Origin of the sequence: Natrarchaeobaculum aegyptiacum, assembly GCF_002156705.1 — an archaeon.
In the GTDB taxonomy this organism is placed as follows: Archaea; Halobacteriota; Halobacteria; order Halobacteriales; family Natrialbaceae; genus Natrarchaeobaculum; species Natrarchaeobaculum aegyptiacum.
Map to the genome: position 1 here is coordinate 120,415 of NZ_CP019893.1, position 19,589 is coordinate 140,003.

Consider the following 19,589-nt stretch of genomic DNA (forward strand, 5'->3'; position numbering starts at 1 on the left):
TCGGGTCCAGCGAACGGGCGGTGGTTCGCGTGACCACTTCGGAGACGACGTCCGACGGCCTCTCCCTGTTCGATTCGCCGTTCAACATCGCCTCGACGATCGTCGGCGTCATCGCGCTCGTGGCCGCCCCCGTCTTCCTCTGGACGGGCTACCAGGATTCGACGCTGCCGGTCGTCGGAACCGAACTGAACATCCTGAACGGGTCGATCGGATTCATGCTCCTCGCGCTGGTTGCCGTCACCGCGTTCGTCATGGCGGCGTTCATGGAATCCGGCTTCGGTCGCTAGGTCGGATCTCCGCTCGTCTTCTCCCGTCTTCGACCGATCCACACTGGTGAGCCACCGCCCGAGCCCCGGCCCCGGTCGAGAGCTGTCACTGGCCAGCGACTGTGCGCGACGGGACTGACGATAGCTGGCGACCGCCCTGTGACCCCGACGACAGGGACAGCTACCGCTCGAGTGCGGGTGAGATCGAGGACAAAACTGCCTTACGCGGTCGCCGCCTGCGAACTCTTCTTTCGGGTGACGTAGCCGGCGATGCGGTTGCGAACGCCTTTCGATTCGACGTTCGTGAGCTTTGCGACGCTCTCTTTGTTCTGTTCGAAGTCGGTCGTGAACGCGTCCGGGTACCGTTCGAGCAGGAGGTTCCCGGTCTTTTTGACGTAGGCCGGTTTGATTGCCATATCGGAGAGTCCGTCCAGAGGCTCTTAGGTACTACGATACGGGGCGCTCTGGCAGCCACTGCGCGTGAGTCCATCAGGGATCACACGATAGCGGCGTGATTTCCGTTCGCGCCGGTCGCTCTGGACCGTAAAATAGCGACAGGTGTCGCGAGCGCACGGGCAGGTGTTCGGAAACGGTGGTCCATCGAGAAGCGTCGCTCGAGGAGCCGGCGACGGTGTCACGGCACACTGTCTCGAGCGGAGATCGAGCCGGGCAGAAACCCAGCGTGTGCCGTGAGATCACGGCGCTCGGGCGTGGTCGGGACCGGGGCGCTTTTGATCGGTCGCCGTGAAGGAAGAGACGTGCTGTCGGTCGAACTCCACGTGCACTCGGCGCTGTCCTACGACGGTCGTGACCCCGTCGAGCTCATCTTAGAGCAGGCCCAGGGGGTCGGCCTCGACGCCATCGCGATCACCGATCACGACGAGATCGACGCCAGTCTCGAGGCTGTCGAACTGGCCCCGGAGTACGGCCTCGTCGCGATTCCTGCGATGGAAATCTCGAGCAAGGCGGGGCACGTCCTCGGGTTCGGACTCGAGGAGGCGGTCCCGCCCGGCCTCTCTTACGAGACGACGATCGAGGAGATACACGCACAGGACGGACTGGCGGTTATTCCCCATCCGTTCCAGGAGTCCCGACACGGCGTGATGGCCCGCATTTCGCGGGCCCAGCTCACGAAGGCCGACGCGATCGAGGTGTACAACTCCCGGTTGCTCACCGGCCGTGCGAATCGCCAGGCCAGGCGGTTCGCCGAGTCCCACGGTATGCCAATGACGTCCGGCAGCGACGCCCACATCAGCGAGATGGTCGGACAGGCGGTCACCCGCGTCGACGCCGAGGAACAATCGGTCGACGCGATTCTCGAGGCGATCCGTGCCGGACGTACCTCGGTCGAGGGGAAGCGAACGCCGTGGCACATCAGTTTTCGACAGGCTGCCGGCGGCGTCTCCCGGCGGGTACGAAGCGGGATCGTGGGGTTGTTCGAATGACCGCTGGGCTCCGCGGCAGCGACAGCGATCGCGTCCAGCGAGCCATCGCCGACGACGAGCCGTTCCCGGGCGGAACCGGCTTTGCGGGCGAACTCGAGGGCCGACTCGTCCGCGACGTGCTCGGGCGCGTCCCGCTGTACGTCGACCGCACCGGTCCCGTCACCGCTACCGATGGCTGGGCGTTCAGTCCGACCGCGCTCGAGGATCCGGTGGCCGTTCCCGCCGGAACCGTGACGCCGGTCGAGGACCTCGACGCCGCGGCGCTCGAGGCTACAGCGGTCGACCCGGACACCCTCGAGCCCGACGCAGTCTCGTCGTCCCCGTTCTATCGCCACTGGACACTCCCCGATCCAGCTCCCGTCGAGCCGGACGTCGCACTCGAGGCGCTGGAGGAGGCGATCTGTGACTCGGTTGCGTGCGTCCGAGAGAGCGATCGGGAGGTCGCCGTCGCCTTCTCCGGCGGTGTGGATTCGGCACTGGTCGCCGAGTTACTGGACGCACCGCTGTACGTCGTCGGATTCGACGGCTGCCACGACGTCGAGGCCGCCCGCGAGGCCGCGGCGGTGATGGGACGGGAAGCCGACCTGACCGTCGTCGACCTCGAGCCGGCTGACATCGAGCGCGCGGTCCCCGGCCTCGCCCGCGCGATTGGGCGAACGAACGCGATGGACGTCCAGATCGCGCTCCCGCTGTTTCTGGCGGCCGAGCGCGTTGGCGCCGACGGGTTCGACGCGCTGGCGGTCGGCCAGGGGGCCGACGAACTGTTCGGCGGCTACGAGAAGGTCGTCCACCTCGATCACCGCGTCGAGGCCGAGACGACCCGGGAGGCGGTCAGAGAGCAGATCCGGAGCCTCGCCGAGCAGCTTCCCCGTGACGTCCTCGCCGTCGAGGCGGCGGGCGTCGACCCGGTCGCGCCGTTGCTCGACGACCGCGTGGTCCGGGCTGCATTCAGACTCCCCGACACCTTGCTCGCCGACGAGGAGATCCGGAAACGCGGGCTCCGGACGGTCGCCAGCCGGCACCTCCCCGAGTCGGTCGCGACGAGAGACAAGAAGGCCGTCCAGTACGGTAGCCTCGTCGCGCGCGAACTCGACCGGCTCGCCCGCCAGAACGGCTACAAGCGCCGGATGGACGACCACGTCTCGACGTACGTCAGGTCGCTACTCGAGCCCGGACGCTGAGCGTCGGCCCAGTCGATTCTGCGGGGAACCCAAACGCCTACCGGCTCGAGGCACGACGCCTCTGCTATGGCCTACGACATCGAACGCTACCTCAACGTCCGGAGCGCCTACGGCGCGTCGTTCGGCCCCGACGGCGAACGGCTCTCGTTCCTGATGGACACCACCGGGACGCCGCAGGTCTGGACGCTCGAGGGGTCCCGGGAATGGCCCGAACAGCGAACCTTCTACGAGGAGCGGGTGACCTTCGCCTCGTGGTCGCCCGAGCGTCCCGAGTTGATCTTCGGGATGGACGAGGGCGGCAACGAGCGCGCCCAGTTGTTCCGTCTCGACGCCGAATCGGGCGAGATTACGAATCTGACCCGAAAGCCCGATGCCAAGCACCGCTGGGGCGGCTGGAGCCACGACGGCGAGCGGTTCGCCTTCGCTTCCAATCGGCGGGACGAGGCCGTCTTCGACCTCTACGTTCAGGGCCGCGAGGAGACCGGCGATGCGGCCGAACTCGTCTACGAGGGCGACGGCTGGCTCTCGCTCGCCGGCTGGAGTCCCGACGACTCCCGGCTGCTGGTTTCGCAGGCCTACTCCAACTTCGATCAGGACCTGTACGTGCTCGACATCGAGGCCGACGAGCCAGCGCTCGAGCACCTCACCCCCCACGAGGGCGACGTCCGCTATCAGAGCGCGTGTTGGGCACCCGGCGGCGAGGGGATCTATCTGGTCACCGACGAGGGCGACGCCGATACGCTCTATCTCGCCTATCTCGACCTCGAGCGCGGCGAGCTCGAGACGGTCGCCGACGGGAACGGGTGGAACGTCGACGGCATCGCGCTGGACGACGAGACGGGGCGGTTCGTCTACTCGCGCAACGTCGAGGGCTACACCGACCTGACCGTCGGCGAACTGGACCCGGAAGAGCCGACAGCGTTCGAGACGTTCCCCGGGCCCGAGTTGCCGGGCGGCGTCGCCGGCGGCGTCAGTTTCGGTCCCGACGCCGAGCGGTTCGCGCTGTCGACGACGGGCGATACGGTCAACACGAACGTCTTCGTGGTCGACGTCGAGACCGGCGAGGCCGAACAGTGGACCGACGCACCCACGGCCGGCATCCCGCGGGCGACGTTCGACGAGTCCGAACTCGTCCACGTCGAGAGCTTCGACGGACTGGACGTGCCGGGCTTTCTGACGTTGCCCGACGGGTCCGACGACTCGAGCGACGACGGGGTCCCCGTCATCGTCGACATCCACGGCGGCCCCGAGAGCCAGCGTCGGCCCTCGTTCTCGTCGGTCAAACAGTACTTCCTCGATCGCGGCTACGCATACTTCGAGCCGAACGTCCGCGGCTCTGCGGGCTACGGTGCCGATTACGCCGCACTCGACGACGTCGAGAAGCGGATGGATTCGGTCGCCGATATCAGGGCCTGCGTCGAGTGGCTGCAGGATCATCCCGCGATCGATCCCGACCGGGTCGCCGCCAAGGGTGGCTCTTACGGCGGGTTCATGGTCCTCGCGGCGCTGACGGAGTACCCCGACCTCTGGGCGGCCGGCGTCGACGTCGTCGGCATCGCCAACTTCGTCACCTTCCTCGAGAACACCGGCGACTGGCGACGTGAGCTTCGAGAGGCCGAGTACGGAAGTCTCGATGAAGACCGGGAGTTCCTCGAGGAAATTTCGCCGACGAACAACATCGAGTCCATCGAGGCACCCCTGTTCGTCCTCCACGGGGAGAACGATCCACGAGTTCCCGTCGGGGAGGCCGAACAGATCGCCGAGAAGGCCGAGTCCCAGGGTGTCCCCGTCCGTACCCTCATTTTCGACGACGAGGGTCACGGCTTCTCGAAACTCGAGAACCGGATCGAGGCCTACTCGGACATTGCGGACTTCCTCGACGAGCACGTCTGATACGGTCTGCTGTACCTCATTTCCGGAGCAACCGCGACCCGTCCTGCGGTCTCCAGTACATCGTCACAGCAAACCGTATGAGTGCTGGAGATGGACGTGTCGAGAACGTTCGCCGAACACCACACCTATTCTTGCGACCCCCGAAGACCGCGTATGGTTACGGGGGCGATCATCGCAGGCGGGCGCTCGACCCGATTCGGTGAGGCGGACAAGGCCGTCGCACCGCTGGCTGGCACGCCGATGATTCGACGCGTTGCGAACCGACTCGCCGGCACGGCCGCGTCGGTCGATCCCGGCGGGGACGCAGCCAGCGACGGCGATCCGGTCGTCGACAACCTGCTGGTCAACTGCCGGGCAGACCAGCGCGCGGCGATCGAGGCGGCGATGGGGAGGTACCCGCTCGAGGTGCGCTACGTCGAAGACGACGAGCCGGATCTCGGGCCGATGGCCGGTATCCGACACGCCTGTCGGGGGGCCCCGGACGACCTCGTCGCCGTCGTCGCCTGTGACATGCCGTTCGTCGATCCGAGCCTGCTCGAGTACCTGTGTGAACGAGCCGCCGACGCGGAGGCGGCGGTCCCCCAGTTGAACGACGAGTGGTTCCAGACGACCCAGGCCGTCTACCGCGCCGAGCCGATGGCCGACGCCTGCGACCGCGCGCTCGCTCGAGGGGACCGACGAATCATCGAGCCGCTGTTCGACCTCGAATACGTCGTCGTCGACCACGACGCCCTCGAGTCGGTGACGAGCGAGCGAACGTTCGAGAACGTCAACACCCGCGAGGAACTGGACCGGGCAGCACGGCGCTACCGTGACGTGGCGTAGAGCGCTACCGTGACGTGGCGCTGGTGAACAGCGCGCGCAAGCAACGGTAGAACGGACGCGACGTGACCCATCACGGGCTTTCCGTTCCGATGGCATTAACCGCCCGTCGGACCCTACTCCGGCCATGCGCTGGCGACGAGCGGCGGCTGGTCTCACGCTCGCGGTCGCGGTCGTCGCCCTCCTCGTCTACGGGGTCGGCTGGGAGGAGGTCCTCGAGAACGTCCGTCGGGCCAACCCGGTCGCGTTCACGGTCGCCGTCGTCGTCGGGCTCGGGATGCTCGCACTCCGGGCGGCGCTCGTCTACCGGCTGCTCGCGCCGGTCGACGGCTCGGCTCGCGGACTCACGTTCGTCACTGCCTACCTGACCGGATACTTCGCCCGGAGTGCGTTACCCTGGAGCCGGTCGACCGGGACGCCGATCACCGCCTACCTGCTGAGCCGGCCGTCCGAGTCGGAGTTCGAGGACAACCTCGCGGTGGTCGCTGCCGCGGAAGCGTTCAACGTCCTCGCGAGCCTCGTCGTCGCCGTCGTCGGCGTGATCCTCGTCGCAGCCGTCGGCGGCGGCTCGCTCTCGGGCGTCTCGACGAGCGTCGCACTCCTCACCGCCGGTGGCCTGGTAGCCGTCGTCCTCGTCGCGGTCGTCTTCGAACGCGGCCTCGCACGCTCGCTTACCGTCGGCGCGACGAGCCGCCTCGAGTCCGCCGCAGGCCGTGTACCCAAACTCTCCCCCGAACGCGCCGACGGGATTCTGACGGCTCGAATCGAGGGATTCTTCCGGACGCTCGAGGCGATTCAGGCCTCCCGGCGAACCCTCGCGGCGGCGTTCGCCATCGCCGTCGTCAGCTGGTTGTTCAACGCCGCGCCGCTGTATTTCGTCCTCCTCGCGCTCGGGGTCGACGTCCCGTTCGCGCTGGTGCTCGTCTGCGCGCCGCTCGCATCGTTCGGCGGGGTCGTCCCGCTTCCGGGAGGTAGCGGCGGGGTCGAGATCGTCCTCGCGGGGCTGCTCGTCGCGACGGCGGGTGTCTCCGCGGGCGCTGGGACTGCGGGCGCGATTCTCTACCGGCTCTCGACGTACTGGGCGCACCTCGTGCTCTGCGGGATCGTCGCCGTCTATCACACGCTCGTTCCGCCAGAGAGCCGGTGAGTCTCTGGGAGCTGTCCCAGCGCCCTGGTGTGACTGTCCGCTGGAACCCGTGAGAAGGTGCCCGCAAAACGAGCACGAGCGATCTTCCGTCAGGGCTCGAGGCCCTCGCGGTCGCGCAGGTCCGCCCGGCGAACCTTCCCCGTCGTCGTCTTCGGCAGTTCCGCGACGAACTCGAGTTCGCGGGGGTACTCGTAGGCCGCCAGTCGTTCTCGGACGTGGGTCTTCAGGTCGTCCCTGAGGGTCGTCCGGTCGTCGTCCGTCTCGGGCGTCGCCCCCTCGGCCGGGACGACGTACGCCTTGGGGACTTCGCCTCGTTCGTCGTGGGGGACGCCGATGACGGCCGCGTCGGCCACCGCGTCGTGGCCGGCCAGACTCTCTTCGACTTCTTCGGGGCCGATGCGGTAGCCGGCGCTGATGATCACGTCGTCCGTGCGACTCTTGAACGCGAAATAGCCGTCCCCGTCGACGGTCCCGAGGTCTTCGGTGAGTAGCCAGCCGTTGCGGACCTTTCGAGCCGTGCGTTCGGGTTTCCCGAGGTACTCTTTGAAACAGACCGGGTTCCCCTCGTACCGGACGGCGATCTCGCCGACCTCGCCCGGTTCGACGGTCGCCTCGGCAGTCTGGGGATCGACGATCCTGACGTCGTGGCCCGGTGCGGGACGTCCCATCTTCCCCTCGCGGAACTCGGCGAGGGCCGTACAGTCGCCGACCAGCAGGTTGGCCTCGGTCTGGCCGTACCCTTCGTGGACGGCCGCACCGTCGAAGGTCGCCTCGGCCCAGTCGACGATGCTCTGGCCGAGCGATTCGCCGCCGCTCGGGATGACGCGGACGGAGTCGACGTCGAACCGATCTCGGGGCTCCTCGACCTGCATCATCATCCGCAGGGCCGTTGGTGGAGCGAAGAAGTTCGTCACCTCGTAGCGCTCGATCACCTCGAAGGCCGCGTCGGGGTCGAACTCGCCGCCCTCGTAGGCAACGACCGGCCTGCCGTAGTAGAGCCCGGGAACGACGACGTCGAACAGCGAGGCGATCCAGGCCCACTCCGCCGGCGTCCAGTAGACGTCGTCTGCGCCGATCTCGAGGTTACAGAACGTCGTCAGGAACAGCGGCAGGTGCCCGAGGAGCATCCGATGGGCGTGGCGAACGCCCTTCGGGTCCCCGGTCGTCCCGCTGGTGTAGATGACGATCGCGTCGTCCTCGGCGGCCGTGTCGACGGTCTCGAACGCCGACGGCTGTGCCTCGAGTGCCTCCCAGAAGTCGTCCTCGAGGTCGTCGTGGTCGTCGTCGGGCGGGTCGACGTCGCCGACAGTGAGCACGGACTCGAGTGTCGGAACGTCGGCTGCGACCTCCCGGAGGGCGTCGACGTTCGACTCGTGGACGACGCAGACCCGGGCCTCGCTGTCTGTGAGTCGGTAGGCGAGGGCGTCGGGGCCGAACAGCGTCGACAGCGGCACCGAGACCGCGCCGAGTTTCCACGCGGCGACGTGTGCGAAGACCGTCTCCGGCGTCTGCGGGGCGTTGACGCCGATTCGGTCGCCCCGTTCGACGCCGGCGTCTGCGAGGGCGTTCGCCAGTCGGTTCGTCACCTCGTGGAACTCGCCGAAGGTGTACTGGTCACGCTCGCCGCGCTCGCCGTCGACGTAGAGGGCGACCCGGTCGCTCGTCTCCCCGTCCTCCGCCCACCGATCACAGACGAACGTGGCCATGTTGAACCGGTTCGGCACCTCCCACTCGAACGCCTCGCGAAGCTGGTCGTAGCCGTCCCACTCGCGCTCGTGGAAGTGATAGGCCTCGAGTCGTTGTCCTTGCATGGTGATCACTTGATGGCGACCGGGTTGACCGGCGAGCCGGTTCCGTGGACGATCTTCAGCGGCGAGCCGACGTAGAGGAAGTCGTACTTGCCGTCGTCGGCACAGTCGTCGGCCAGTTCGTCGAGCCTGTTGATCTCGTTGAACGTCACCCCCTGATCGCGCAAGAGCGCACCGTGTAACGGGAGGAGTGTCTCGGTTTCGTCGGAGACGGTCTGTTCGTTCGCGATGGTATCGGTCCCGAAAGCCGGGATCTCCATCTCGTGGAACCACTCGACGAGGTCCTCGGAGTAGGTGATCCCCGGCTCGTCGAACTCGTCGCCGTAGAACGCCTCGTCGCCTTCCTCGTAGTAGAGTTCGATCCAGCCGGTCCTGATGATGGGGATGTCACGGGGCTGGAGTTCCACCCCCTGCTCGTCGGCACACTCGAGCAAGTCCTCGAGTTCGATGCGCTCGCCGCGGACGAGCCAGTCTTTGTCCATGTACCGGGCGATATCGAGCAAGACCCCGCGTCCGATGACGCCGTGGTCGGCGATCGGCTCGATACTGCACTTTTCCATTCCACCCTTGGTCGTCCCGGCGTCGAAACCGTTGTACAGCGTGTCGTCGTACCAGACGTGGCCGAGGGCGTCGAACTGGGTCGTCCCCTGCAGGAACATGTAGATGACGTCGTCTGCGTACTCGAGCCCACCCGATCCGGCCAGTTCGAATTTTCCGGACTCGAAGTGACCCCTGTCGAGTTCCATGTAGTGGTCTGCGCCCGTCCGTCCCGGCCAGACCGGATCCCCTTCGGGCCGACCGATCGGGACGCCGAGGGTGAACGTCTTCCCGTGTTCGACGGCTTCGACGCCGCGAAGAACCTCGTCTGCGGTGAGGTAGTTCAGCGCGCCGATCTCGTCCTCGTCGCCCCACTTCCCCCAGTTGCTCGGTGCATCCTCGAGTACGTCCGCAATGTCTCTGGACATTGGTACCATTCGACAGTGCCCACGATGTGAGAGATAAACGTTCTGGTCGCATCGAAGCCGAATCCGTCGTGACTGGCCGTTTGAGCCGACGTGGTAGGCGGCAATCGGTTTCGTCCCGATGCCCACGCTGGGAGGATGTGGATGGATTCGGGCGGATTTCCCGTTACCGACTCGAGCGAGACAGTCGGCTCGTGCTCTGGCGGTCGGCTTTCAGGCGATGACGCCGGTCTTCCTTGCGACCTCTCGAGCGGCGCGCTCGTCCATGCCGTCGCCGAGGATGGTGTACCGATCGCGGATCGCGTGGCACGTCGCGAGCGCTTCGACGACGGTGTCGTCGTCGATGCCGAGTTCCGACGCGGTCGTGGGGGCGTCGATGCTCGCGAGCGCGTTCCGGATGTCCCGCCAGATGCCGGCTTCGCCGCCGTGGAGGTAGGCGGTGAGGATCGATCCGACGCCGACCTGGTGGCCGTGCAGTGCCACACCGGGCGCGAGACGATCGAGCTGGTGGGAAAAGAGGTGCTCGGCGCCGCTTGCCGGTCGCGAGGAGCCGGCGATGCTCATCGCGACGCCAGAGGAGACGAGCGCCTTGGTGACGATCCAGGCCGACTCCTCGAGTCCGGGCCGGACGAGGTCGGCGTTGTCGACGAGGATCTCGGCGGTCATCTCCGAGAGGGCGGCAGCGTACTCCGAGTACTCGACGTCCTTGAGACGGTGGGCGAGTCGCCAGTCCATCACTGCAGTGTAGTTCGAGATGATGTCGGCACAGCCCGCGGTCGTCAACTCCCACGGAGCCTCCGCGAGGATTCCGGTGTCGGCGACGACGGCCAGTGGCGGTTCGGCGGCGACGCTGTGACGCGTGTCGCCGTCGGGGACCGACCCCCGGTTGCTCACGATCCCGTCGTGACTGGCCGCCGTCGGCACGGAGAGAAAGCCCATCTCGAGGTGGTCGCTGGCCATCTTCGCGATGTCGATCGCCTTCCCGCCCCCGACGCCGATCAGGTACGACGGGTCGGTCTCGTCGGCGACCTCGATGACGCGCTCGACAGCCTCGAACGTCGCCGTTTCGATGGTCACGACCGCTGGCTCGACGCCAGCGGCTTCGAAGTCGGCGACCATTGGCTCGGCGGCGACCTCCCGGGGCGTCGGACTGGTGACCACGAGCGGCTGGCCCTCGAGGTGGAGGTCGGAGACGACCTCGACGACCGCGTCTCGAACGCCGTGACCGACGACGACGTTCCGCGGGAGCCGTATCCACGTCGACTTCTCGAACATAGCTATTCTGTCACACCCACGGGCTTTACGTGTTTTTCTCTCGCCGACGGGTGCTGGCTGGTCGTCGCGGGTCGGCCGACCTGCAAGCGACCGCGCGCCCGTTACTTTTCAGCGTCGTGGGCGAACCGCCGACCGCGAACCGAGAGCAGCGCGTAGCGGAGCACATCGGCGCCACGGCACGCGACCCCGGAAGACGACGTCCCAGAACCATGACTGACAGACACGACGATCGACGAGACCGACGAGAGCGCGGTACAGAACGATCGACCGACGAGGACCGGCGAGCGACGCACCCACCGGACGACCGTCGCGGCGGTCGTGACCGTGAGGGCAAACGCCACGGCCGGGACGACGCTCACCACCGGGACGAGCGATCGCGCGACGCACCGCCGGAGCGAGGCTACGGCAGGCGAGAAACCGGCGACCACGGACCCGCCGACGATCGACAGTTCCAGTCTCGCCGGTCCCACCGGGGGCCACAGCCCCGCCAGGACGACCGACGATCCTCGACGCGCCGCGAGCACCACGGCGATCGCGACCGACAGACCGAGTCGCGACCGATAGACAGCGGTGAACGACCGCCACCTCGAGGCGGCCACCAGCCGTCGGATCGATCGACCGACGCGAAGTCCCGGTCTGGCGAGCGGTCTCGAGACCGGAACCGACGGCGGACGGAGCAGGCCGGTGACCAGCGAGGCGAACACCGACGCGACGGGCGCTCGGACGAGTTCCACACCGACGCGCGGCGGGAGGCGAACCTCGAGTACGGTGGGAGCGCACGACACGACGACCGTCGGGGACCGCCGCCGCTCGAGCCCGGCCGATCGGAGTCCGGGCGAGGTCGGAAAGAGCAACGCGCACAGTCACCCCGGCGGGCGGAGAGGTCGCAGGCTGAATCGTTCGACCGTCAGGAGTCCGACCGCCGAAGCGATCGCCAACGCGGCCGTCGGCAGGAACGACCTCGAGGAGAGCGATCGGAAGGACGCGGACAGCCCCGAGACGCGGAGATGGGTGACGAACGCCGCGGTGGGGACCGATTCGACGACCGGTCTCGCGATGGTCGACCCGGCACTGATCACACCCGGTCCCGCGGTGGCAGGCGACGTGACGCGGGGAGTCACCCCTCCCGAGAGGGCGCCCGAGAACGTTCTCGACAGGGAGACGTGGACGACCGTTCCTCCCGGGGCGAGGGACACGAATCTCGGCGGCGGCCAGAACCCCGCGGTGAGGGGCGCACGTCGCCGCGTCGGGAGACGGCCGGCAGGGAGCAACGGCGTGACCGCCACTCGAGCGACCCGGCGTCCACCCGGAGCGAGCCCCGCCCCCGGTGGCAGGAGGGTCACGAGCACGAACAGGAGTCCCAGCGTCGGCCCCACGGACGATCCGAGCAGTCTCCCGACCGATCACGGGCGAGCGCTCCCCCGGCGGAGCGTCGAACCGGGACACCCGATACCCACGGTGGCGAAGCCGGGGGACGGACGGGCTCCCCCGTCGAAGAGGGGCTCGACCGCCAGCGTCGTCGCACCGAACGCGGCGGGCGCGGTCAGGAGCGAGAGCGGTCGACCAGTACTGACCGGCGCGACGCCAGCGTCGGCAGATCCGACCGGGAGCGACTCGAGGGTGAGGACCACGATCCACGGGGTCGCCGCGAGATTCCCCACTACGTCGGCGAGGACGACGTCAGGACCCAGGAACGCTCCGGCGGTGGGCTAACCCACGAACAGCAGCAACGCCGGGACGAGCCGACGACCTGGACCGAAGGCGACGCCGAACGGCGCGAGGAGCGCGGCGTCGAGCGTGACCAGCCGCGAGCACACGCCCAGCAACCCGGCCAGCGCGAATCGACCGACGCTGGCGACGACCGGCGCAACCGCCGACACGTCCACGAGGGCGATCAGGGTGACGACGGAACCCGACACGATCACTATCGGGACGAGTGATCGCCCGCGGACTGGTCGAACTCTTCTTGCGTACGTCACCGACTCCGCCCCACGAGCAACCGCCGCGCGACCAGACGGTAGCGCTTTTGCCCGATCGATCCCACCACGACCGCATGGGCGGAACCTACCTCCTCGTGATCGACGTTCCGCGAGCAGTCAGCCTCGAGGTCGGTGCGCTCGGTGACGTGACGTTTCGGGCTGGTGTCTACGTCTACGTCGGGAGCGCGTTCGGGCCCGGCGGGTTCGCCCGCATCGACCGCCACCGCGAACTTGCACACGGCGAACGGGAGACGCGCCACTGGCACGTCGACTACCTGCTGGGTCACCCCGACACGACGCTCGAGGACGCGATCACCTTCCCCGACGCCGACCGGGAGTGTGAACTCGCAGGCTCACTGCCCGGCGAGTCCGTCGACGGGTTCGGCGCGTCGGACTGTGACTGTCCGGCCCACTTGCTCGCGACGGCGTCGGCCGACGCGGTTCTCGAGGCGGCCGTCGACGCGGGTGGCCACCGAGTGACCGAGTAGCTCGAGACTCACGCCTGCACCGACCCGATACGTTATCACGGACGGTTGCGATGTGGTACCTATGTCCGATACCGATTCGACGCCGACGCTCGCAGACGACGCGATGATGCGGCTTCCCGTTCCGTCGTTCGAGGACCTCCCCGAGGACCTGCAGGATCGAATCGCAACAGAGACCGAGCGCAGTGGCTTCACGCCGAACGTGTTCGCCGCACTGGCGTACAAGCCCGCTCACTTCCGCCCGTTTTTCGACTTCCACGACGCCATCGTCGACGAGAGCGCCCTTGAGCGTGAGGAAATCGAGATGATCGTCGTTGCGGTCTCCGGCGTCAACGACTGTTACTACTGTTCGGTCGCCCACGGCGCGCTCGTTCGCATCTACGCCGACGACCCACACCTCGCAGACCAGTTACTCGCCAGCCACCGGATCGCCGACGTCGGGGCGGCCCACCGCGCGATGCTCGATCTGGCGGTGAAACTGACCGAAGAGCCGGCCGCCGTCGAGGAGGGCGACCTCGAACGGCTGCGCGAGGCCGGCTTCAGCGAGGAAGCGATCTGGGACATCGCTGTCGTGACGGCGTACTATAACATGAGTAATCGACTGGCCTCGTTCGCGGATATGCGGCCTAACGAGGAGTTTCACACGCTTGGCAGGTAGTCCACGGACGGTGGCAGTTCTGTATCCGAACCTTCATCTCCGTCGTCGTCGAACGCTCACAGCGAGATGGTCGACAGCGTACCAACGCGCTGGTCACGTTCGATCTGGATTCGGTGGCAGACGACGATCCAGAGAGGGAGGATTCCGGAAACGTGGTGAGCGGGAAGACGAACGGATCCGAGAGACAGTCTTCAGGGAGCAACCCACGCCTCGATCGGCTGCTGGTTCTCGGACTGGTCGTCGGCGTCGGTGTGCTCGCGGTCGTCGCGGCAACCGGCGGCGACGACCCGCGAGCAGGGCGGTTACTCGTCGTCGCCCTGACCCCGCTCAACGGTGCGCTGGTTGCCTACGGTGTGGCACACACCCAAGAGCAATCGGATTCGAACGGCGACACGGCGTCGAGCGGGGAGGACTGACGACGGCGGTCAGTCGTCGCTCGCGGCGAAACTCGCTGACTCGACGTCTGCCTCGGTTCCGGGTGCTGCCGGCAGTTCGTTGCGCACGTCGTCGCTTCCCTCCTCGGTGATCGCCGTGTAGTAGGCCTCGGGCATCACCTTCACGAAGCACTCGAGGGCGCGCTCCCACTCGTCGAGGAGCCGCTGGCCACGCTCGGAGCCGGTGTAGGCGACGTGGTTCTCGACGAGGCGACGCAGCATCTCCTCGTCTTTTTCTTCGAGTTCGTCCTCGATGGAGACCATCTCGGAGTTCGCACGGCGGGCGAACGTCTCGTCGGGATCGTAGACGTAGGCGACGCCGCCGGACATGCCCGCGGCGAAGTTCGTGCCCGTCTCGCCGAGTACGGCGACGACGCCGCCGGTCATGTACTCACAGCCGTGGTCGCCGACGCCCTCGACGACGGCCTTGGCGCCGGAGTTGCGGACGGCGAAGCGCTCGCCGGCGACGCCGTTGACGTAGAGTTCGCCGCCGGTCGCCCCGTAGAGGGCGACGTTGCCGATGGCGACGTTCTCGGTCGGGTCGTAGGCGGCCGTCTCGGGCGTCCGAACGGTGACCTTGCCACCCGAAAGGCCCTTGCCGACGTAGTCGTTCGCGCTGCCCTCTAGGTGCATCGAGACGCCGCTGGCGAGGAACGCACCGAAGCTCTGGCCGGCGGTGCCCTCGAGGTCGACCGTGATGGTGTCCTCGGGGAGGCCGGGTTCGCCGTAGCGGCTGGTGATGCGATTCGAGAGCATCGCGCCGACGGTTCGGTCGACGTTCGTCACGTCTGCCGCCAGCGTCACGGGCTGGTGGTCCTCGATGGCGTCCGCAGCGGCCTCGATCAGGTCGCGGTCGAGCTGGGCCTCGAGTTCGTGGTCCTGTTCGCGGATCTTGCGCCGAACCTCGCTGCCGGGGTCGGCGAGCACTGCGGCGAGGTCGACCTGCCGGGCCTTGGGGTGGTCGACGTCGTCGCGCTGTGCCAGGACGTCGACCTGGCCGATCATCTCGTCGACGGTCGCGAAACCGAGTTCGGCCATGATCTCGCGCAGTTCCTGGGCGATGAACGTCATGTAGTTGATGACGTGGTCGGGTTCGCCGGGGAAGCGCTTGCGGAGGTCCTCACGCTGGGTGGCGACGCCGACCGGGCAGGTGTTCTTGTGACACTGCCGGGCCATCACGCAGCCCTCGGCGACGAGGCTCGCGGTGCCGAAGATGTACTCCTCGGCACCGAGGAGGGCGGCGACGGCCACGTCGCGGCCGGTCTTCAGCCCGCCGTCGGTCGAGACGCGGATGCGGTCGCGCAGACCGGTCTGACAGAGCATCTGGTTGGCCTCGGCGAGACCGAGTTCCCACGGGAGACCGGCGTGTTTGATCGAGGTGCGGGGCGAGGCGCCGGTGCCGCCGGAGTGACCCGAGATGTGGACCACGTCGGCGTTGGCCTTCGCGACGCCGGCGGCGATCGTGCCGATGCCGGCCTCGGAGACGAGTTTGACGTTGATGTCGGCGTCCTCGTTTGCCGCCTTCAGGTCGAAGATCAGCTGTTTGAGGTCCTCGATCGAGTAGATGTCGTGCAGCGGCGGCGGCGAGATGAGCCCCACGCCGGGCGTGGACTTGCGCACGTGGGCGATCATCTCGTTGACCTTCGAGCCGGGGAGGTGGCCCCCCTCACCGGGCTTGCTGCCCTGTGCCATCTTGATCTGCAGTTCGTCGGCACTCGAGAGGTACGTCGAGGTGACGCCGAATCGGCCCGAGGCGACCTGCTTGACGTTACATTCGCGCTCGGTACCGAAGCGTTCCGGCGGTTCACCACCCTCGCCGGAGTTGGACTTGCCGCCGATGCGGTTCATCGCGATCGAGTTCGTCTCGTGGGCCTCCGGCGAGAGGCTTCCGAGACTCATTGCAGCCGTCGAGAACCGTTCGACGAGGTCCTCGACCGGTTCGACCTCCTCGAGCGGGATCGACTCCCGGTCAGAATCGAACTCGAGCAGTCCGCGAAGCGTCTGGAGGGACTCCTGCTGGTCGTTGATGAGTTCGGCGAACTCCTGGTAGCGGTCGTAGTCGCCCGATCGAACCGCCTGCTGGAGCGCGCCGACGGTCTCGGGGTTCCAGTGGTGGGAGATTCCCTCTTTGCGGTGGTTGAACTCGCCGGTGCGCTCGAGGGCCGATTCGTCCTCGGCGAATGCGGTCTCGTGGCGCTCGCGGACGTCGGCTTCGATCTCGGCGAGGCCGATGCCTTCGGTCCGGTTCTCGGTGCCCTCGAAGTACTCGGCGACGAGGTTCGAATCGAGGCCGACGGCCTCGAAGATCTGGGCCCCCTGGTAGCTCTCGACCGTCGAGATGCCCATCTTGGCCATGATCTTCAGCAGGCCGTCCTCGAGTGCGCCGACGTAGGCGTCGACGGCGACCTGCGTGTCGGCGCCGTCCGGGCCGGCAGTGAGGTCCTCGATGGTCTGGTAGGCGAGGTACGGGTTGACCGCGCCCGCACCGTAGCCGACGAGGGTCGCAATGTGGTGGACCGTCCGCGGGTCGGCGGATTCGACGACGAGGCCGACGTGGTTCCGAAGGCCGTTTCGGACGAGGTGATGGTGAACGGCACCGGTCGCGAGCAGGCTCGGAATCGCCACGCGCTCCGGGCCAGTGTTCCGGTCGGAGAGGACGATCACGTCGTGACCGCCCGCCTCGATGGCCTCGACGACGTCCTCGCGAACGCGCTCGATGGCCTCTTCGAGATCCGGCCCGGGCTCGTCGCTCGTCGGCTCGTAGGTGACGTCGATCGTCGCAGCCGTGATCCCGTTTGCGGTACAGTCGCGGATCGACTCGAGTTCGGCGTCGGTGAGCACCGGCGAGTCGAGGACGAGCTGGCGGGCATGTGCCGGTGACTCGTCGAGCAGGTTGCGCTGGAAACCCAGCCGGCTCTCGAGGCTGGTGACCAGTTCCTCGCGGATGTAGTCGAGTGGCGGGTTCGTCACCTGCGCGAACAGCTGTTTGAAGTACGAAAACAGCGGACGGTTGTACTCCGTCAGGACCGACAGTGGCGTGTCGTCGCCCATCGAGCCGACCGGGTCCTTGCCCTTCGTGACCATCGGCTCGATCATGTTCTCGAGTTCGTCGTGAGTGTAGCCGAACGCTGCCTGGTGGTCTCGCAGGTCGTCGACGGCGTGCTGTGGCGAACTGTCGGCAGTCGTCCGGACGTCGTCGAGATGAACCTGTTCCTGCTCGACCCACTCGCCGTAACGGTCGTCGGTGAGGTCCTCGAAGACCTCCTCGTCGGGGACGACGCGCCCTTCTTCGGGATCGGCGAGGAACAGCTGACCGGGCTGGAGACGACCGCGTTCGTCGATCTCCTCGGGTGCCAGCTCGAGCGCGCCGGCCTCGCTGGCGACGATCAGTCGGTTGTCGGTCGTCACGTCGTACCGGCAGGGCCGGAGGCCGTTACGGTCGAGGACCGCCCCGACGCGCTCGCCGTCGGTCGCCGCGACGAGGGCAGGGCCGTCCCACGGTTCGACCAGCGAGGCGTGGAAGTCGTACCAGTCCTTGCGATCTGGGTCCATCTCCTCGTCGCCACGCCAGGCCTCGGGGACGAGCATCCGGAGGGCGTGCTCGAGGTCGCGTCCGCCCTGCATGAGAAGTTCGAGAGCGTTGTCGACACTCGCGGTGTCGGACTGGTCGGGATCGTCGATGATCGGTTTGACGGCCTCGAGATCTTCCAGGACCTCGCTCTCGATGTCCGTCTCGCGGGCGCGCATCCAGTTGATGTTGCCCTGAATGGTGTTGAACTCGCCGTTGTGGATGATGTTCCGGTACGGGTGGGCGAGGTGCCAGGCACCGAGGGTGTTCGTCGAGAAGCGCTCGTGGACCATCGCGAAGGTGGATTCGACGCGCTCGTCGGTGAGGTCGGGGTAGTATGAGGGTACCTGTTCGCCCTTGAGCAGGCCCTTGTAGACGATCGTCTTCGAGTCGAGCGAACAGACGTAGAAGCGCTCGCTGTTTTCGATGGCGGCCTCTTCGACCGAGTTCTCGAGGGCGCGTCGGGCGACGTAGAGACGTCGATCGAACGCGTCATCGGAGACGTCGTCCTCGGGTGTGACGAGGACCTGCCAGACGTCGGGTTCTGCGTCCACCGCAGTCTGGCCGAGCGAATCGTTGTTCGTCGGAACGTCGCGCCACTCGAGGGCAGTCAGATCGTAGCGTGCGAGGGTCTCCTCGGCGAGTGCGACGAGCGCCTCGCGTGCAGCGTCGTCCTGCGGGAAGAAGATCGAACCAACTGCGTAGGTCTCGGGGAGTTCGGCGTCGAAGACGTCCCCGATAAACGAGTGAGGGAGCTGCAGCAAGATGCCGGCGCCGTCGCCGGTGTCTTTCTCCGCACCGGTCGTTCCCCGATGCTCCAGGTTCTCGAGTAGTTCCAGACCGTCGGCGACGACGTCGTGGCCTCCTGCTCCGTCGAGGTCCATGACGACGCCGACACCGCAGTTCGACCGTTCGTCCGCCGGGTCGGCGAGACCCTGCGACCGACCGGTGGATGAGGCTCCGTGTGGCTGTGGCATACACACTTCTTGTGGGAACTGGTATATGAGGCTGACCCATAATGACTAAGTGTATTATGTACACATATAATTAGATATAAGGCGTAAAAGTTCGCCGAGTTTGGCCCGGATTTGCGTTGCAAATGTCCATGATGTTTCCAAATACTAAATACTGGATGGACGATCGTCCACCGGCAAATTTTGGAGATCGAATGTCATTTCGAAGACACAATTCGGCCAGCCCGACTCGTTCAACCCGAGTGGACAGTCTGCCAGCAGGCACGGACAGTTCGATCGGTCGTCCGGGTAGCACTCTCGGTGCCACCAGTCTGGCCGTCACCACTCGATAACTCGACTCACCGAACCCGTCGCTGGCGCTCGAGCACCTGAGACGAAAGCAAATGTCAGAGGCACGTAGTGTCCACCCCGGCAGAGTGAACACCACGGGATATTATTACGCGGTACCCGATAAGCAACCTTGGGTTAAACGATTAGGTTAGTGTGTGGCTCACACGCATTCCGTTTCGCGATCGATGCTCCCTCGAGGAGGGAATCGACGGGACTGCGTCGACCGAATAATCAGCTATCGCGACCGTAGACTTCGCTCGCGAACTTGTATGCGAAGAAGTGCTCCGACAGGGATTCGAACCCTGGTCATTGCCGTGAGAGGGCAATATGATTGGCCGGACTACACCATCGGAGCAGTCGTC

15 protein-coding genes and 1 tRNA gene are annotated in these 19,589 nt (G+C 66.8%); 10 read left to right on the plus strand and 6 right to left on the minus strand.

All coding sequences use genetic code 11. The annotated features are described in order from the left end of the window. Window positions 1-29: 29 nt before the first annotated feature. Window positions 30-287 (plus strand): hypothetical protein, encoded by a 258-nt coding sequence (locus B1756_RS00565; RefSeq protein WP_152031241.1) that lies wholly within the window; start codon window positions 30-32, stop codon window positions 285-287. A 200-nt stretch (window positions 288-487) separates the two neighbouring features. On the opposite strand, the gene B1756_RS00570 is transcribed toward B1756_RS00565, so the two are convergent. Then, a complete protein-coding gene (locus tag B1756_RS00570) occupies window positions 488-682 on the minus strand; it encodes a 30S ribosomal protein S17e (protein WP_086886776.1) in 195 nt (64 codons plus the stop codon). Window positions 683-1,024: 342 nt separating this feature from the next. Here B1756_RS00570 and B1756_RS00575 point away from each other — a divergent pair, with 342 nt between their 5' ends. From B1756_RS00575 to B1756_RS00595, 5 genes are all read left to right on the plus strand, one after another. After that, a complete protein-coding gene (locus B1756_RS00575) occupies window positions 1,025-1,711 on the plus strand; it encodes a PHP domain-containing protein (protein WP_086886777.1) in 687 nt (228 codons plus the stop codon). Next, complete coding sequence (locus B1756_RS00580) at window positions 1,708-2,892, plus strand: asparagine synthase C-terminal domain-containing protein (RefSeq protein ID WP_086886778.1); 1,185 nt, start codon at window positions 1,708-1,710, stop codon at window positions 2,890-2,892. Before B1756_RS00575 ends, B1756_RS00580 begins: the two co-directional genes overlap by 4 nt. A gap of 66 nt (window positions 2,893-2,958) precedes the next feature. After that, on the plus strand, window positions 2,959-4,785 hold the full coding sequence (locus B1756_RS00585; protein ID WP_086886779.1) for a S9 family peptidase: 1,827 nt from the start codon (window positions 2,959-2,961) through the stop codon (window positions 4,783-4,785). A 153-nt stretch (window positions 4,786-4,938) separates the two neighbouring features. Beyond that, on the plus strand, window positions 4,939-5,610 hold the full coding sequence (locus B1756_RS00590; RefSeq protein WP_086886780.1) for a molybdenum cofactor guanylyltransferase: 672 nt from the start codon (window positions 4,939-4,941) through the stop codon (window positions 5,608-5,610). Window positions 5,611-5,734: 124 nt separating this feature from the next. Then, window positions 5,735-6,754, plus strand: a complete 1,020-nt coding sequence (locus B1756_RS00595; protein WP_086886781.1) for a lysylphosphatidylglycerol synthase transmembrane domain-containing protein — start codon at window positions 5,735-5,737, stop codon at window positions 6,752-6,754. A gap of 89 nt (window positions 6,755-6,843) precedes the next feature. On the opposite strand, the gene B1756_RS00600 is transcribed toward B1756_RS00595, so the two are convergent. The 3 genes from B1756_RS00600 to B1756_RS00610 all read right to left on the minus strand — a co-directional run bounded on the left by B1756_RS00600 (window position 6,844) and on the right by B1756_RS00610 (window position 10,799). After that, window positions 6,844-8,565: an acetate--CoA ligase gene (locus B1756_RS00600; RefSeq protein WP_086889977.1), complete on the minus strand. Its 1,722-nt coding sequence runs from the start codon at window positions 8,563-8,565 to the stop codon at window positions 6,844-6,846. Window positions 8,566-8,570: 5 nt separating this feature from the next. Further along, a complete protein-coding gene (locus tag B1756_RS00605; RefSeq protein ID WP_228434427.1) occupies window positions 8,571-9,536 on the minus strand; it encodes a cyclase family protein in 966 nt (321 codons plus the stop codon). Window positions 9,537-9,737: 201 nt separating this feature from the next. Continuing rightward, a complete protein-coding gene (locus B1756_RS00610; RefSeq protein ID WP_086886783.1) occupies window positions 9,738-10,799 on the minus strand; it encodes an NAD(P)-dependent glycerol-1-phosphate dehydrogenase in 1,062 nt (353 codons plus the stop codon). A gap of 209 nt (window positions 10,800-11,008) precedes the next feature. On the opposite strand from B1756_RS00610, the gene B1756_RS19135 reads away from it, so the two are divergent. The 4 genes from B1756_RS19135 (at window position 11,009) to B1756_RS00640 (ending at window position 14,337) form a co-directional block, all read left to right on the plus strand. Then, window positions 11,009-12,739, plus strand: a complete 1,731-nt coding sequence (locus B1756_RS19135) for a hypothetical protein (protein WP_152031242.1) — start codon at window positions 11,009-11,011, stop codon at window positions 12,737-12,739. 113 nt (window positions 12,740-12,852) lie between these two features. After that, complete coding sequence (locus B1756_RS00630; RefSeq protein ID WP_086886787.1) at window positions 12,853-13,266, plus strand: GIY-YIG nuclease family protein; 414 nt, start codon at window positions 12,853-12,855, stop codon at window positions 13,264-13,266. Window positions 13,267-13,327: 61 nt separating this feature from the next. Continuing rightward, window positions 13,328-13,921, plus strand: coding sequence for a peroxidase-related enzyme (locus B1756_RS00635; RefSeq protein ID WP_086886788.1), 594 nt, complete (start codon window positions 13,328-13,330; stop codon window positions 13,919-13,921). Between the two features lie 113 nt (window positions 13,922-14,034). Next, a complete protein-coding gene (locus B1756_RS00640; RefSeq protein ID WP_086886789.1) occupies window positions 14,035-14,337 on the plus strand; it encodes a hypothetical protein in 303 nt (100 codons plus the stop codon). A gap of 9 nt (window positions 14,338-14,346) precedes the next feature. Here the strand turns inward: B1756_RS00640 and gltB are convergent, their stop codons facing one another. Then, window positions 14,347-18,900, minus strand: a complete 4,554-nt coding sequence (gene gltB, locus B1756_RS00645) for a glutamate synthase large subunit (RefSeq protein ID WP_086886790.1) — start codon at window positions 18,898-18,900, stop codon at window positions 14,347-14,349. Between the two features lie 607 nt (window positions 18,901-19,507). Then, a tRNA-Glu gene (locus B1756_RS00650) sits at window positions 19,508-19,582 on the minus strand. Window positions 19,583-19,589 lie beyond the last annotated feature (7 nt).

Excerpts from the sequence above, each read along its gene's own strand:
- B1756_RS00580 (WP_086886778.1), top strand. The coding sequence starts at position 1,708 with ATGACCGCTGGGCTCCGCGGCAGCGACAGCGATCGCGTCCAGCGAGCC.
- B1756_RS00595 (WP_086886781.1), top strand. The coding sequence starts at position 5,735 with ATGCGCTGGCGACGAGCGGCGGCTGGTCTCACGCTCGCGGTCGCGGTC.
- B1756_RS00585 (WP_086886779.1), top strand. The coding sequence starts at position 2,959 with ATGGCCTACGACATCGAACGCTACCTCAACGTCCGGAGCGCCTACGGC.
- B1756_RS00570 (WP_086886776.1), bottom strand. The coding sequence starts at position 682 with ATGGCAATCAAACCGGCCTACGTCAAAAAGACCGGGAACCTCCTGCTC.
- B1756_RS00630 (WP_086886787.1), top strand. The coding sequence starts at position 12,853 with ATGGGCGGAACCTACCTCCTCGTGATCGACGTTCCGCGAGCAGTCAGC.
- B1756_RS00635 (WP_086886788.1), top strand. The coding sequence starts at position 13,328 with ATGTCCGATACCGATTCGACGCCGACGCTCGCAGACGACGCGATGATG.
- B1756_RS00590 (WP_086886780.1), top strand. The coding sequence starts at position 4,939 with ATGGTTACGGGGGCGATCATCGCAGGCGGGCGCTCGACCCGATTCGGT.
- gltB (WP_086886790.1), bottom strand. The coding sequence starts at position 18,900 with ATGCCACAGCCACACGGAGCCTCATCCACCGGTCGGTCGCAGGGTCTC.
- B1756_RS19135 (WP_152031242.1), top strand. The coding sequence starts at position 11,009 with ATGACTGACAGACACGACGATCGACGAGACCGACGAGAGCGCGGTACA.
- B1756_RS00605 (WP_228434427.1), bottom strand. The coding sequence starts at position 9,536 with ATGGTACCAATGTCCAGAGACATTGCGGACGTACTCGAGGATGCACCG.
- B1756_RS00610 (WP_086886783.1), bottom strand. The coding sequence starts at position 10,799 with ATGTTCGAGAAGTCGACGTGGATACGGCTCCCGCGGAACGTCGTCGTC.
- B1756_RS00600 (WP_086889977.1), bottom strand. The coding sequence starts at position 8,565 with ATGCAAGGACAACGACTCGAGGCCTATCACTTCCACGAGCGCGAGTGG.